Below are 15,089 nucleotides of genomic sequence, written 5' to 3'. Positions count from 1 at the left end.
GCGCTGCCGCGCGGGGCGCGCGGGCGCGTTGCGCGTGCCGTGGGGGCATGCGCCGGGCGGGCGGTGCGTCGTGTGCCGCGGGTCAGTGGGCGGGGGCGTCTGCCGGGTCGTCGGTGACGGACGGGTCCGGAGCGGGGGTGGCCTCACCGGCGGCGGGGGTGTGCAGGACCCCGGCCCCGGCGGCGGCCAGGACGCAGAAGCCCAGCGGCAGCAGGAACGCGGCGTTGAGCGGGACGATGCGGGTGAGCGCGCCGATCGCCGCGGGGCCGGCGAGCATGCCCAGGTAGCCGAGTCCGGCGACCTTCGAGACGTTGGCGCCCGCGGCGTCGCGGTCGGCGTGGCCCGCGACGCTGAAGAGCTGCGGCACGCAGCCGGACAGGCCGATGCCGAAGACCGTCCAGCCGGCGATCGCGAGCGGGATCCACGGCGAGCAGACCACCGCGGTCATGCCCGCGGCCGCCGTGCCCGCGCCCCACCGGACGACGGCGACCGACCCGAAGCGCCCCGCCACCCGGTCGGTGAGCAGCCGCCCGATCGTCATGGCCGTGGCGAACGCGCCGTAGGCGAACGCCGCGGTGGCCGCGGGCGCGTGCAGCACGTCCCGCGTGGCCAGCACGCTCCAGTCGTTCGCGACGCCCTCGCTCAGCATCACCATCAGCGCGATCGCCGCCAGCGCCCAGATCCGGCCGGGAGTACGGCGCCGCGGCCGCCCCGCCTCGGGGGCCTTCCTCCCGGCCGGGGCGTCACCGGCCGTCGCGGACTCGCGGGGCAGCAGGGCCGTCGCGGCCAGCAGCGACGCGGCCAGGCACACCGCGGCGGTGCCGGCGAGCGTGGCGGACGCGCTCCAGCCCCAGCTGAGCGTCCGGGCGCCGACCAGCGACGCCGCGACACCGCCGAGGGAGAACACCGCGTGGAACGCCGACATCACGGGACGCGCGTACCCGCGTTCCACCTGGACGGCGTGGGCGTTCATGCTCACGTCGAGGCAGCCGTTGCCGAGCCCCAGGACCAGCAGCGCGGCGCCCAGGGCCCAGCCGCTGGTGGCGAGGCCGGGCAGGACCACTGCCGCCGAGCACAGTGCCGCGCTCGCCGGCACGACCCGGCGCGCGCCGAAGCGGTCGGCCAGCGGGCCCACCAGCTGCATGCCGGCGAACGCGCCCGCGCCCAGCAGGAGCAGCAGCGAACCCAGCACGGCGTGGCTGATGCCCGCCCGCCGTTCGATCGCGGGGATGTGCACGATCCACATGCCCAGGACGAAGCCGTTCAGCGCGAAGTACGCGAAGGTGGCCGCCCGGGCGGCACGAAGAGCTCGCTGCATGGCCGCGAACATAACAAACATTTGACGTGTTCGTTAGTCCACCATTCGCACAGTACTGATGTGCGTGGTGTTCAATAGGGGCCATGGCAAGCACCGACCGACACCGGCGGATCGTCGAGGCCGTCCGCGTGGAGGGCCGGCTCGGCGTCGCCGAACTCGCCGCGCTCACCGGCGCGTCCGAGATGACCGTCCGCCGGGACCTGGAGATCCTCGCCGGGCAGGGCGTCCTGGAGCGGTACCACGGCGGTGCCCGCAGCCTGCTGCTGCGCGGCGAGGAGCCGCCGTTCGCGCTGCGCGCGACCGAGAACAGCGCGGTCAAACAGCGGATCGCGGCGGAGGTCGCGTCCCTCGTCGCGGACGGCGAGACCGTGGTGCTCGACAGCGGCACCACCTGCCTGGAGGTCGCCCGCACGCTGGAGCAGCGGCGGCTCACCGTCATGCCGCTCTCCCTGCACTCCGCTAACGCGCTGACCGCGGCGCCGCGGCTGCGCCTGATCATCCCCGGCGGCGAGCCCCGGCCCGGTGAACTCGCCCTGACCGGGCCCCTCACGGAGTCGGCGCTGGCCGCGCTGCGGTTCGACACGGCGGTGCTCGGCTGCTGCGGCCTCACCGCGGCGGACGGCCTCACCGCGTACGACCTCGCGGAGGCGGCCGTCAAACGGGCCGCCATCGCCTCCGCGCGCAAGGTCATCGCGGTCGCCGACGCGGCCAAGTTCTCCCGCACGGCACTCGCGTACGTGGCACCGGTCACCGCCCTGCACACCGTGGTCACCGACGACCGGGCGCCCGGCGAGGAGGTGGCGGCGCTCGCCGCCGCTGGGGTGACCGTCCGTACCGTGCCGGCCGGCTGACCGCGCCCCCCGCCGGTGCCGTCCGGGGCCTACCGGTGGGAGGGGTCGCTCGCCGGCTCCGACCGCAGCGACACCGCGTAGACCGCGGGGTCGACGACGGGCGCGGCGGGCAGCAGTGTGCGCGCGGTCGGCAGCGCGGCCATGAGCTGCCGCCGCTCCAGACGCAGGGCCGTCCGCAGGTCCGTGCCGTCCAGCCCGGCGCCGTCGAGCTGTGCGCCGTGCAGGTCCGCGCCGTCGAGCAGGGCGCCGTCCAGACGCGCGCCCCGCAGGTCCGCGCCGGACAGGTTCGCCCCGTACAGGTCGGCGCCCCGCAGGTCCGCCTCGCGCAGCAGCGCGCGGGTCAGGTCGGCGCCGGACAGGTCCGCGTCACGCAGCACCGTCCCGACGAGCCGCGCCCCGGTGAGGTCCGCGCTCCCCAGATGCGCCGACTCCAGGTCGGCACCGCTCAGATCGCACCCGGTCAGATCGGCCCCTTCCAGGTCCACGCCCGCCAGGGCCCGCGCCGGGGCCGGAAGCGCAGGGCTGGCCGGAACGGCCGGGATGGCCGGAACGGCCAGGACACGGTGTTCGTCGTGCACGGTGAGGGCTCCTGTAGGTCCGACGACGAGCTGACAACGTTGTCAAAGTTCGTCCATTTTGGGCCGGGAATCCTGGAGCGTCAAGGGGATTGGCGGAACCCGGGCGGGTCGCTTTTTGGCGCGTCCCGCCCGCGGGGGTGGGAGCCGGGGGCGTCCGGGTCGCCCCCAATGTCCCCGCCGCGGCGGGCCGCCAACGGGGTGCCCCCGGGGCTTGCTCCGTCCTGTGCCGACGGGGTGCCCCCGGGGCTTTATCGCGTGTGCCGCGCCGTCGTGGCTTGTCGCGCAGTTCCCCGCGCCCCTGCGGGGCTCGTCCTGCCCCTTGCTCGCCGTCGCCGTCACCTGGCCGGTGGCCGGTTGCTCGCGCAGTTCCCCGCGCCCCTGGCGGTGCAGGTTCGTGGGTGGGGTCAGGGGCCACTCCGGGAGTGTCTCCTCGAACTGTGCGTGCACCGTTCTTTCGTTCGGCTGGGCGGGTGGATGCACAGTTCTGCGGGGACACACCCGGATCGTCCCCTTCCGGCCGGTCCCCGTCTGCGGGAGGACATTGGCCGTGCTCCATGTCCCCCGCCGCACGGTGGATAAGCGGGAGGGGGTGGGGAGGAAGTGCTCCCCGCAGAGAAATGTGCGCGGCCCCCGGGTGCCTTGGTGGACGAACCCGTATGCACATTTCCGAGGAGACGCTTCCGGAGCGCCCCCGACCCCACGGACAAAGGGCACGCATATCAGGGGCGCGAGGAACTGCGCGACAAGCCGAGACGGCGCGGCACACGGCTGAACAAGCGCCGGGGGCACCCCGTTGGCCGAACCCATTCACCGGCCGGTGGACGGCCGACAAGCGCCGGGGGCACCCCGTTGGCCGAACCCGTCCACCGGCCGGTGGACGGCCGACAAGCGCCGGGGGCACCCCGTTGGCCGAACCCGTCCACCGGCCGGTGGACGGCCGACAAGCCCCGGGGGCACCCCGTTGGCCGAACCCACCCCACCGGCCGGTGGACGGCCGACAAGCCCCGGGGGCACCCCGGACGCCGCACCCAGCAAGCCCCAGGGGCACCCCGTTGTCAGGGCGCGGACGCGGTGGACTCGTCGAGGAGGTTGCCGCACATCCGCCCGGGGAGCCCCGCGCGCAGCGCGCCGGCCGCGGAGCTGGCGGGTTTGCGCGCCGCCTGAGCCCGGAAGCACGCCAGGAACTGCTCGGCGAGGTCCAGCCGCGGATACCGTTCGAGAACCTCCGCGCGGAATCCGCGCGGGTACGCGTCGGCCTCCCGGCCGACGATCTCCGTCGCCGTGGCACGAGCCAGCAAGTGCCCCTCGGGGTCCGCGGAGACGTCCACCTCCCGCCACATGTGGCGGACGATCACGTCCGCCACGCGCTGCCGGCGCTCGGCCGGCCAGCCCGCACCGGCAGCGAAGACGCCGGCGACGTGGCCGCCGGCCTCCTCGAACGGGAGGGTGTGGTTGTCGAAGGCCCGTTCCAGGCCGATGTCGTGGAACAGCGCGGCGACGTAGAGGAGTTCGGGGTCGAACGGGATGCCGTCCGCCACGCCGCGGGCCGCCGCCCACACGTAGGCGCGCAGCGAGTGGTTGAGCAGCGCGGGGGAGAGGTGGGCGGCGGCGACGTCCAGTGCGGCGGCCGCGGTCGCGCCATCGGGCACGGGGAGGGTGCCGAGCGTTATGGGGGTCACCGGGCAGCCGATGCCGGGGCCACGCTGATGACCGTCCTGCCACGGGTGCGCCGCCCGGGCGCGAAGGCCTCGGGTGCCTCGGCGAGTGGACGCACCTCCGCGACGATCGGCGTGAGCCGCCCGCTTCGGACGCGTTCCGCGAGGTCGGCGAGCCGGGCCCGGTCCGGTTCGACGACGAAGAAGACGGCCCGGCCGTCCTCGGGCTTCACCGTGGGCGGCGCGGCGATGGTGACGAGCGTGCCACCGGCGCGTACCAGGGCCGCGGAGCGGTCGAGGATCCCGCCGCCGATGACGTCGAACACGACGTCGACCTGCTCGGCGTCCGCCAGACCGTCCGCGTCGAGGTCGAGGAACGTGTCCGCGCCCAGGCCCAGTGCGGTGTCCCGGTCCGCCGCGCGGCCGGTGCCGATCACCCGAGCGCCCGCCTCCCGGGCGAGTTGGACCGCGAGCGAGCCGACGCTGCCGGCGGCGCCGTGGATCAGGACCGTTTGCCCCGCCTTGAGCTGCCCGTGGTCGAACAGGCCCTGCCACGCGGTGAGCCCCGCGATCGGCAGCGCGGCGGCCGTGGCGTGGTCGATGTCCGCGGGGAGCGGCGCGAGGTTGCGGGCCTCCACCGCCGTGTACTCGGCGAGCGTTCCGTCGCGGGTCCAGTCGGCGAGCCCGAAGACGCGCTGCCCGACGGTCAGACCGGTGGTGCCGAAACCGAGCTCGGCGACGACCCCGGAGAGCTCGTGCCCGGGCACGCTCGGGGTCCGGTCGCGGCCGGCGCGGTCGGTCCACGTCGCGGGCCAGGCGAGTTCGCCGCGGGTGAAGCCGGCGGCGTGCACGCGGACGATCACGTCGTTCTCGGACGCGTGCGGGTGGGGCAGCTCCGCGAGCGTGAATCCGCCGGTACCGGCGTCGGGATCGCTGACGGTGATGGCTTGCATGGCAGTTCCTCCGGGAACGCGGGTCATGGCAGTTCCGGCGCACACGTTCCCCGTCTGACCGGCGGGGCCACGCGGCGCGCCCTGATCTCGACCGTATGCGCCAGCCGGACCGTCCACGTGGGCCAGTTCGCCCTTGATCCCCTGCGCCACTTCCCGCGGCGCCGGCGTTCGCCTCCCGGGTGCGTACGGGGTGCGTACGGGGTGCCCCCGGGGCTTGCCCGTTGTCCACCGGCCGGTGGGTGCGTTCGGGCTCCGGGGTGCCCCGCGCTGCGCGCTGCCGTCTGCGGGTCTCGTTGCGGTTGTTCGCGTTGGGGGCACCTCCCGGCCGAAGGCTGGGGGACCCCGCGCCCCTGGTGTGCGTGCCGTTTGTCCGTGGGGTCGGGGGCGCTCCGGAAGCGTCTCCTCGGAAATGTGCATACGGGTTCGTACGCAGTCTTGCCCGGGGGCCGCGCACATTTCTCTGCGGGGAGCACCTCCTCCCCACCCCCTCCCGCTGATCCACCGTGCGGCGGGGGACATGGACACGGACAGGGCCCGCACGGTTCGGGCGTGACCTGTGTCCTCCCCGCGGACGGGGCGGGCCACCGACGGAATTCGCTGACCCGTGAAAACGATCTCGAGTGACGCCACGCGATCCCAGGACTGCGGAATGAGCTTCCCAGCCAAGGCTCAGCGCGTGTACGACCTGGCGCGCCGCTGCCAAGCCGCTGTGTCCCGATCGTGGCGGTCAGCCGCCTGCGTGCGGAGCATGCTCACGTTCTGCTCAACTCCCGTATGACGCGGGCCGGGGCGGGCACAAAGCGGTCACGCGTTCTCGAGGCGCGCCCGGCCGGCGGTGGGCCGGCGTGGGTATGACGGCTGAGGGGAGTTGCCGTGACGTCGGCATGGAAGTGGCTGGTGCGGCGGATGCGCGCCGCTGTGTCGGAGCGGGACCGGATGAAGCGCTACGAATTTCCCGAGGCGCACCGGATGACGCAGTCCCGGCGGCAGCACGAGGCGGGTCTGTCCCGTCACTACGCCGGACCGACCGGGCATAACCAGGACATGGGCTGACCCGCCGCGGGCGCCGGACGTCGATGGCCTCGTCCGGAAGACCTGCCGGCCGGGAGGTGCCCCCAACGCGACCAGCCACGACGGTGCGGCGCACGCCGGAGCAGGCCCCGGGGGCACCCCGTTGACGCCCGCCGCCGCGGAATGGCGCCGCGCCGCCGCGCAGGGCTGAGGGGCGGGGGAAAAAATGCATGGCTCACGACAGGACCCGCGCCCCTAGACTCACGTCGCATGACTGAACTGGACGAGCAGGGGCGCCCAGAGCCGCCCGCGACGGCTGATGAGAAGGACACACTCCTCGGGTTCCTGGAGTTCCAGAGGGCCACGTTCGCGTGGAAGTGCCGAGGGCTGGACGCGAAGGGGCTGGCGGCGACGGTCGCCGCGTCGAGCATGACGCTCGGCGGCATGATGAAGCACCTCGCGCTGGTGGAGGACTGGTGGTTCTCCCAGTGGCTGGCCGGGCTGCCGGAGCCCGCGCCGTGGGACACGGTGGACTGGGACGCTGATGCGGACTGGGACTGGCACTCGGCCGCCGAGAACACGCCCGAGGAGCTGGAAGGGCTCTGGCAGGAGGCCGTCGAGCGGTCGAGGGCGCGCGTAGCCGACGCGCTGGCGGCCGGCGACCTGGGGCAGAGCGCCAAGCGCCGGAACGACAAGGGGTGGTCCCCCAACATGCGGTGGATCCTGTGCCACATGATCGAGGAGTACGCCCGTCACAACGGCCACGCCGACCTCATCCGCGAAGCAGTGGACGGTACGACGGGGGAGTAGTAGGCGTAGACCCCGGCCGTGCGGGCAAGGCGGGCAGCGCGAGGAGCCGCACACATCCCGCACGGTCCCCGCGCCCGCGCCAGCAAGCCGCGCCGGCTCCGCTGGAGACCGGCCATCAGCCCGCCCGTGGCGGAGGTACCCGCAGGGGCGATCGCGGAACCACCCGCGAACCGTCCCGCACGCCCACGAGGACTCGCTGACGCCATGTGAGACGGTCCACCGTCAGTGGTCTACACCACTGCCTCGGGTCCGCGGCCGCGCGGTCGCCGCGAACACCCCTGTGACCTGGGGTGATTGACGCCTCGTCCGGCCGCCGGCAGGGATCCCCTATACCGTACGGATAAATCGCTTCGCTCCTTGCCATTGACGCTGGATGGCCCGGCGGACAAGATTCCTGACGTCCCAGACGTCCCATTGGCATGTCCCGTGCCCCGCATTCTTGGGTGCCCCGTGTACCTGATGATCTGACAACGTTGTCAACGGAGGAGAGACGCAAGCATGACCGGAAGCAAGCAACGCCGCAGATCCACGGCGGGGGTGGCTGTCGCCGCCTTCGCCGCGGCCGTCGCGGCAGTGCTGCCCGCGCAGTCCGCGCAGGCGACCGGTGCCGCGACCGGAGATCTGACCCACCTGGTCAACTCCTTCATCGGCACGCAGAACGACGGCAACACCTACCCCGGCGCCGCGGTGCCGTTCGGCATGGTGCAGCTGTCGCCCGACACCGGGCACAACACGGGGTACGACTACAACCAGGACCACATCCGGGGCTTCAGCTCCGTGCACCTGTCCGGCGTGGGCTGCGGCCTCGGCGGCGACCTGCCGGTGCTGCCCACGACCGGGGCCGTCACCGCCACCGACGACGCCGCGTACGCCGCGCCGTTCAGCCACAGCGACGAGACCGCGTCGCCCGGCTACTACAAGGTGAAGCTCGGCACGGGCATCACCGCGGAGCTGAGCGCCACCGCGCGCACCGGCTGGCAGCGCTACACGTTCCCGGCCACCGACCAGGCCAACGTGCTGCTCAACAGCGGGCAGGCGCTGCACAAGGTGACGTCGAGCACCGTGACCGTGCTGGACGACCGGACGGTGGTGACCGCGATCACCGGCCGCGGGTTCTGCCAGGACACGCAGCCGTACACGGTGTACACCGAGACCAGGTTCGACCGGCCGTTCGCCTCGTACGGGACGTGGAGCGGCTCGAACGTCACGGCCGGCAGCCACACCTCCACCTCGACCGGGCTGAACGGCGCCTACGTGCGGTTCGACGCGACGACGGACCACAGCGTCACGGCCGTCACCTCGCTGTCGTGGGTGGACGCGGCCGGCGCCGCGAAGAACCTCGCGGCCGAGGGCGGCGGCACGTTCGACGCCGCCAGGTCGGCGGCCACGCAGTCCTGGCAGGACCGGCTGAGCCAGATCCGGGTCCAGGGCGGCACCGACGAGCAGCAGCGGACGTTCTACTCGTCGCTGTACCGGTCGTTCCTCGCGCCGAACATCGGCAGCGACGTGGACGGCCGCTACACCGGCTGGGACGCCAAGGTGCACGCCGGGGACGGCTCGACGTACTACCAGAACTGGTCCCTGTGGGACACCTACCGCACCCAGCAGCAGCTGCTGTCGCTGCTGGCGCCGCGCGAGTCCAGGGACATGGCGCTGTCGCTGCTCAAGGTCGGCGAGCAGAGCGGGCAGTTGCCGCGCTGGGGCTACGCCACGGCCGAGACCAACATCATGACCGGCGACCCGGTCACCCCGTGGCTCGTCGACGCCTACCGGCAGGGCCTGCTCAAGGGCCATGAGGAGGAGGCGTACCAGGCGCTGCGGAAGCACGTGGACAGCGCGGCTCCCGACTCGTCGCCGTCCGCGGTGCGCCAGGCCGATCCGGAGTACCTGGCCAACGGCTACGTCCCGTACGACCCGGGACGCCCGCAGACCAAGCCGGGTGACGACGACTACCAGCACGGGCCGTCCGCGACGCTGGAGTACGCGCTCGCCGACGCCGCGCTCGGCGGCATGGCCAAGGACCTCGGCCACGGTGCCGACGCGCGGAAGTACCTGGCCCGCGGCCAGAACTACCGCAACATCCTCGACCCGTCGACCGGCTTCTTCCGGGCCCGGGACAACGACGGCGCCTTCGTCGGGCCGTCCGACCCGGCGTCCGGCGTGGGCTTCCACGAGGGCACGTCGTGGCAGTACATGTGGCTGGTGCCGCAGGACGTGCCCGGCCTCGTCGACATGGTCGGCGGCACCAGCACGGCCAACTCGCGGCTGGACTCGTTCTTCGCGTACGACCAGCTGCTGAAGGACCCGGCCGGCACCGCCAGGAACGTGTGGGTCAACGGCCCGTACTCGTACTACAACCAGGACAAGTACAACCCGCAGAACGAGCCGGACCTCAGCGCCCCGTACACGTACCTGTCCACCGGGCAGCCGTGGAAGACCACCGACGTGGTGCACGCCGCGCTGACCCTGTTCACCGACGCGCCCAACGGCGTGACCGGCAACGACGACCTGGGCACCATGTCGTCCTGGCAGGTGCTGTCGGCGATCGGTGTCTACCCGATGACGCCGGGCACCGACCTCTGGGGGCTGTCCACGCCGCTGTTCGACCGGGTCGACGTGACGCTGGACCCGCACTTCTACCCCAAGGGCCACCTGACGATCACCGCGCCGGGCAGCTCGGACAGCAACCGGTACATCCAGACCGCGTCCCTGGGCGGCAAGAAGCTCACGCACACCTACCTGACGACCGGGGACATCAGGGCGGGCCGCGACATCGCGCTGACGCTCGGCACCTCGCCGTCCGGCTGGGGCACCGCCGCGTCCGACGCGCCGCCCACCCTGGACAACGCGCCCGACACCCAGCGGCACACCGCGGCGGCCGTCGCGCCGTCGGCGGTCGGGGTGCTGGGCGGCGGGACCGCCACCGACGTGAAGGTCTCCGCGATCCTCACCGCACCCGGCACGGCCGCCGGCACCGTGAGCGTCAGCGCTCCCGCGCCGCTGACGGTCTCGCCCGCGCGGACGTCGTTCACCGTGCGCTCGAACACCGCGCCCGCCACCCATGAGGTGCCGGTGCACATCACCGCGCCGGCCGGCACGCCCGACGGGACGTACCAGGTCACCGTCAAGGTCACGCAGGAGGACGGGCCGTCGGTGACGCGGACCCTGCCCGTCTCGGTGACCACCGCGAGCTGCCAGGGCAGCAAGGGCTCGTGCCTGGAGGACCTGTCGGCGCAGTACTCGGTGGACGGCGTGAGCGCGGCCGGGCAGACCGGCGCCGACTTCGACGGCACCGGCACCAGCTTCCCGGCCGAGCAGCTGCCCGCGCCGGGCCCCGGCGTCCTCGGCGGCCACGCCTACCAGTTCCCGGACACGACGGGCAGCGCGGCCAACTTCGCGCCCGCCCACGGCCAGACGGTGGCGCTGGTCCCGCGCAGCTACTCGGCGCTGGACGTGCTGCTCACCGCGCACCACGGGGACGTGAACGGCACCGCGACCGTGCACTACTCCGACGGCACCTCCGGCACCGTGCCGCTGAACGCGACCGACTGGGCGTCCGGTTCGCCCCGGCTCGGCGAGGATCCCGCGATCCACGCGGACAGCCGCTACAACGCGCAGGGCGCGCCGGACGGTGTCGCGGTGAACATCTGGCACCTGACGGTCCCGGTGGACAGCGGCAGGACCGCCGTCTCGATCACCCTGCCCGACGACACCCGCCTGTCGCTGTACGCGCTCAGCGGGCGCAACGCCTGACGGACCCCGGTCCGCATCCAGGCCGGCCGCCGCGCCCTCGGGACGGGCGCGGCGGCCGGCACCGCGGCCGGAGCACCGGCCGCACCCCGAAGGAGAGAGGCAGCACCCATGACACATGGCCGTGCCCGCCGTACCCTCGCCAGATCCCTGCTGGCAGGAGCGGTTTCCCTGGCCCTGACGGTCCCCGCGGCCGCACTCGCCCACGCCCAGAGCGGCGGGGCGGGTGACGCGCCCGCGTTCACCACGTCGTTCGAGTCCGGGCAGCAGCAGCCGGACTGGACCAGCACCGCGGAGACCGGCCCCGACGGCAAGGCGATGCTCTCCGGCGTGACCGCGGGCACCCTGCCCGTGCTCGGCGGCAGCGTCAAGGACAAGATCGCCGAGGTCACCACGAGCGGCGACAACCCGCCGAACGAGACCGCACAGAAGGCCGCGGACGAGGACCCGAACACCAAGTGGCTGACGTTCGCGTCCACCGGCTGGCTGCAGTACCGGCTGTCCGAGGACGTGACGGTCAAGAAGTACGCGCTCACCTCGGCGAACGACTTCCCGAACCGCGACCCCAAGGACTGGGCCCTGCAGGGCTCGTCCGACGGCAGCACGTGGACGACGGTGGACTCGCGCACCGGGCAGACGTTCGACAAGCGCTTCAGCCCGCACGTGTACCAGGTGACCGACCCCGGGGCCTACCGCTACTACCGGCTGAACGTCACGGCCAACAACGGCAGCGACGGCACCCAGCTCGCCGACCTCATCCTCTCCGACGGCTCCGCCCCGCCGCCGCCGGTGGCCGGCATGACCACCGCGGTCGGCAGCGGCCCGTCGTCCGGCCCCAACGTGCGGCCCAACACCGGTTTCACGGGCGTCAAGGCGCTGGAGTACGCGGGCACGCACACGGCCGCCGGCGCCGTGCACGCCTACAACAAGCTGTACGACGTGCACATCCCGGTGGCGCGCGACACCCGGCTGTCGTACGACATCTTCCCCGAACTCACCGGCGGGGACCTCAAGTACCCGAGCACCTACGCGTCGGTCGACCTGCACTTCACCGACGGCACGTACCTGAGCGGGCTGACGCACCAGGCGCAGGACCAGAACGGCGTGGCGCTGAACCCCAAGGCGCAGGGCACGTCGAAGATCCTCTACGCGTCGCAGTGGAACACGGTGGCCTCGCTCGTCGGCCAGGTCGCCGCGGGCAAGACCATCGACCGGATCCTGCTCGGCTACGACGACCCGCAGGGCAGCGCCGGTGAGGGCACGGCCACGCAGTTCAAGGGCTGGATCGACGACCTCACCATCGGGACGGCGCCGCCGGCCAACACCTCGGCGAGCTACGCGCGGCACGTCGACACCCGGCGCGGCACCAACTCCTCCGGGTCGTTCTCCCGCGGCAACAACCTGCCGCTGACCGGGGTCCCCAACGGCTTCAACTTCTTCACGCCGGTGACCGACGCGGGCTCGACGAGCTGGGAGTACAGCTACGCGGCGCAGAACAACGCCGACAACCTGCCGACCTTGCAGGCCCTCGGCATCAGCCACGAGCCCAGCCCGTGGATGGGGGACCGCGACACCTTCCAGGTGATGCCCTCCGCCGCCACCGGCACCCCGGACCTGGACCGGAGCAAGCGCGCGCTGGCGTTCGAGCACAAGGACGAGGTGGCCCAGCCGCAGTACTACGGCGTCACCTTCAAGAACGGCATCAAGGCCGAGATCGCGCCCACCGACCACGCCGCGGAGTTCCGCTTCACCTTCCCTGGCGACACCGGTGACGTGCTGTTCGACAATGTCAACAACAACGGCGGCCTGACCTTCGACGCCGCCGCGGGCACCCTGGACGGCTACTCCGACGTCAACACCGGCGGCGGCGAAGCCGCGACGCGGATGTACGTGCACGGCGAGTTCGACCGGACCCCCGGCACGGCCACCAAGGTCACCGGACAGGGCCGCGACAACGTCACCGGCTACGCCCAGTTCGACACCTCCGGCTCCAGGACCGTGACCCTCCGGATCGCCACGTCGTTCATCGGCGCCGACCAGGCGAAGAAGAACCTGGACCTGGAGATCCCGAAGGGCACCTCCTTCGACACGGTCGAGAAGAACGCCGAGCGGCAGTGGAACGCCAAGCTCGGCAAGGTCGAGGTGCAGGGCGCCAGCGACGACCAGCTCACCACGCTGTACTCGAACCTGTACCGGATGAACCTGTACCCCAACTCCGGTTCGGAGAACACGGGGACGGCCGCGAAGCCGGTGTACAGGTACGCCAGCCCGTTCTCGCCGGCCACCGGTTCCAGCACGCCCACCCAGACCGGCGCCAAGATCGTCGACGGCCAGGTGTACGTCAACAACGGCTTCTGGGACACCTACCGCAGCGAGTGGCCGGCCTACTCGCTGCTGGAGTCGGACACCGCGGGCAAGCTCGCCGACGGCTTCGTCCAGCAGTACAAGGACGGCGGCTGGACGTCGCGCTGGTCCTCGCCGGGTTATGCCGACCTGATGACCGGCACCAGCTCCGACGTGGCCTTCGCGGACGCCTTCGCCAAGGGCGTCGACACCTTCGACGCCAAGGCCGCCTACGCGGCCGCGGTGAAGAACGCCACCGTGGTGCCGACGCAGTCCGGTGTCGGCCGCAAGGGCCTGGACACCTCGGAGTTCACCGGCTACACCAACACCGCCCAGGGCGGCAGCGTCTCCTGGTCGCTGGACGGCTACATCAACGACTACGGCATCGGCACGATGGCCGCCAAGCTGGCCAAGGACCCGAAGGCGTCGAAGGCCGACCGGCAGCGCTACCAGGAGGAGTCCGACTACTTCCTGGCCCGGGCGCTGAACTACACCACCATCTTCAACAAGAACGTGGGCTTCTTCGAGGGCCGCAACGCCGACGGCTCGTGGCGGGTGCCCGACGCGAGCTACGACCCGCAGCAGTGGGGCAACGAGTACACCGAGACCAACGCGTGGAACTACGCCTTCACCGTGCCGCAGGACCCGAACGGTCTGGCGGCGCTCTACGGCGGGCAGCAGAAGCTCGAGCAGAAGCTCGACACGTTCTTCGCCACGCAGGAGACCGCCGACGGCGACGCCGGCGGCTACGGCGGCACCATCCACGAGATGATCGAGGCCCGCGACGTCCGCATGGGCGAACTGGGCCTGAGCAACCAGCCGTCGTTCGGCATCCCGTACATGTACGACTACGCGGGCGCGCCGGCCAAGACGCAGGCGGTCGTCCGCGAGGCGCAGCAGCGGCTGTTCACCGGCAGCTCGATCGGTCAGGGCTACCCCGGTGACGAGGACAACGGCGCCACGTCCACCTGGCAGATCTTCTCCGCGCTGGGCTTCTACCCGCTGCAGGTCGGCAACGACAACTACATGATCGGCTCGCCGCTGTTCACCAAGGCGACGGTCCACCTGGACAACGGCCGCAGCATCGTCGTCAACGCCCCGAACAACAGCCGGAGCAACGTCTACGTGCAGTCGCTGAAGGTCAACGGCGACGCATGGGACAAGACGTACCTCAACGGCGACCAGCTCAGGAACGGTGCGGTGCTGGACTTCACCATGGGGTCGGCGCCGTCGTCGTGGGGCACCGGCAAGAGCGCCCTGCCGCCGTCCCTGACGCCGGCCGGACGCACCCCCGACCCGCTGACCGACACCACGGGCACCGGGCTGGGCACCGGCAAGGCCGCCGACGGCACCGACGTCTCCGGCCTGTTCGACGACACCTCGGCCACCCGGGTGACCTTCTCCACCGCCACCCCGGTGATCGACTACGCCTACGCCGGCAAGGACGGCGGGCCGGCCGTCGCGCGGAAGGCGGCGTTCTACACCCTGACCTCCGGCGCCACCGCCGGAGCCGACCCGAAGAGCTGGCAGCTCCAGGGCTCGAACGACGGCAGCCACTGGAAGACGCTGGACAGCAGGAGCGGTGAGACCTTCACCGACCGGTTGCAGACCCGCCCGTTCGAGATCGCCGATCCGGGCAGCTTCACCTCCTACCGGCTGGTGGTGACCGGCAACAGCGGTGCCGCCACCACCTCGCTGGCGGAGCTGGAGATCCTCGCCCACTAGGCGGCTCGGCGGACGCCAACCACGGCCCGGCCGGCGCCCACCGGGCGTCGGCCGGGCACCGCCTCATGACCCGGGCCCCGCGGAACACCCCGCGG

The 15,089-nt window shown here is 72.5% G+C and carries 8 protein-coding genes and 1 pseudogene; 5 read left to right on the top strand and 4 right to left on the bottom strand.

The window, feature by feature from the left end; translation table 11 throughout:
• Window positions 1-82 precede the first annotated feature (82 nt).
• Entirely contained in the window at window positions 83-1,318 is a 1,236-nt protein-coding gene (locus BMW99_RS22905) for an MFS transporter (protein ID WP_075017461.1), read from the bottom strand.
• 83 nt (window positions 1,319-1,401) lie between these two features.
• Between BMW99_RS22905 and BMW99_RS22900 the strand changes: the two genes are divergently transcribed.
• The gene (locus tag BMW99_RS22900; RefSeq protein ID WP_069465337.1) at window positions 1,402-2,169 is read left to right on the top strand and encodes a DeoR/GlpR family DNA-binding transcription regulator; all 768 of its coding nucleotides are present in this window, start codon (window positions 1,402-1,404) and stop codon (window positions 2,167-2,169) included.
• Between the two features lie 29 nt (window positions 2,170-2,198).
• Here the strand turns inward: BMW99_RS22900 and BMW99_RS22895 are convergent, their stop codons facing one another.
• The 3 genes from BMW99_RS22895 to BMW99_RS22885 form a co-directional block, all read right to left on the bottom strand.
• Window positions 2,199-2,747 (bottom strand): pentapeptide repeat-containing protein, encoded by a 549-nt coding sequence (locus BMW99_RS22895; protein WP_069465336.1) that lies wholly within the window; start codon window positions 2,745-2,747, stop codon window positions 2,199-2,201.
• 1,055 nt (window positions 2,748-3,802) lie between these two features.
• Window positions 3,803-4,426 (bottom strand): HD domain-containing protein, encoded by a 624-nt coding sequence (locus BMW99_RS22890; protein WP_245791590.1) that lies wholly within the window; start codon window positions 4,424-4,426, stop codon window positions 3,803-3,805.
• The gene (locus BMW99_RS22885; protein WP_069466895.1) at window positions 4,423-5,355 is read right to left on the bottom strand and encodes an NADP-dependent oxidoreductase; all 933 of its coding nucleotides are present in this window, start codon (window positions 5,353-5,355) and stop codon (window positions 4,423-4,425) included. Before BMW99_RS22885 ends, BMW99_RS22890 begins: the two co-directional genes overlap by 4 nt.
• 873 nt (window positions 5,356-6,228) lie before the next feature.
• Between BMW99_RS22885 and BMW99_RS40800 the strand changes: the two genes are divergently transcribed.
• The 4 genes and pseudogenes from BMW99_RS40800 to BMW99_RS22870 all read left to right on the top strand — a co-directional run bounded on the left by BMW99_RS40800 (window position 6,229) and on the right by BMW99_RS22870 (window position 14,994).
• Entirely contained in the window at window positions 6,229-6,408 is a 180-nt protein-coding gene (locus tag BMW99_RS40800; RefSeq protein WP_141726166.1) for a hypothetical protein, read from the top strand.
• A gap of 228 nt (window positions 6,409-6,636) precedes the next feature.
• Window positions 6,637-7,176 carry a DinB family protein gene (locus BMW99_RS22880; protein ID WP_069463931.1) on the top strand — a complete coding sequence of 180 codons (540 nt, stop codon included), beginning with the start codon at window positions 6,637-6,639 and terminating at the stop codon, window positions 7,174-7,176.
• A 498-nt stretch (window positions 7,177-7,674) separates the two neighbouring features.
• A pseudogene (locus BMW99_RS22875) lies at window positions 7,675-10,017 on the top strand (GH92 family glycosyl hydrolase); the annotation flags it as partial.
• A gap of 1,020 nt (window positions 10,018-11,037) precedes the next feature.
• On the top strand, window positions 11,038-14,994 hold the full coding sequence (locus BMW99_RS22870) for a GH92 family glycosyl hydrolase (protein WP_069463930.1): 3,957 nt from the start codon (window positions 11,038-11,040) through the stop codon (window positions 14,992-14,994).
• Window positions 14,995-15,089 lie beyond the last annotated feature (95 nt).

The sequence above is a fragment of the Actinacidiphila rubida genome (genome assembly GCF_900110255.1).
GTDB lineage: Bacteria > Actinomycetota > Actinomycetes > Streptomycetales > Streptomycetaceae > Actinacidiphila > Actinacidiphila rubida.
This window is presented reverse-complemented; position numbering and strand designations above follow the sequence as displayed.

Coding starts and splice junctions, on each gene's coding strand:
- BMW99_RS22870 (WP_069463930.1), top strand. CDS start 11,038: ATGACACATGGCCGTGCCCGCCGTACCCTCGCCAGATCCCTGCTGGCA.
- BMW99_RS22905 (WP_075017461.1), bottom strand. CDS start 1,318: ATGCAGCGAGCTCTTCGTGCCGCCCGGGCGGCCACCTTCGCGTACTTC.
- BMW99_RS22900 (WP_069465337.1), top strand. CDS start 1,402: ATGGCAAGCACCGACCGACACCGGCGGATCGTCGAGGCCGTCCGCGTG.
- BMW99_RS22885 (WP_069466895.1), bottom strand. CDS start 5,355: ATGCAAGCCATCACCGTCAGCGATCCCGACGCCGGTACCGGCGGATTC.
- BMW99_RS22880 (WP_069463931.1), top strand. CDS start 6,637: ATGACTGAACTGGACGAGCAGGGGCGCCCAGAGCCGCCCGCGACGGCT.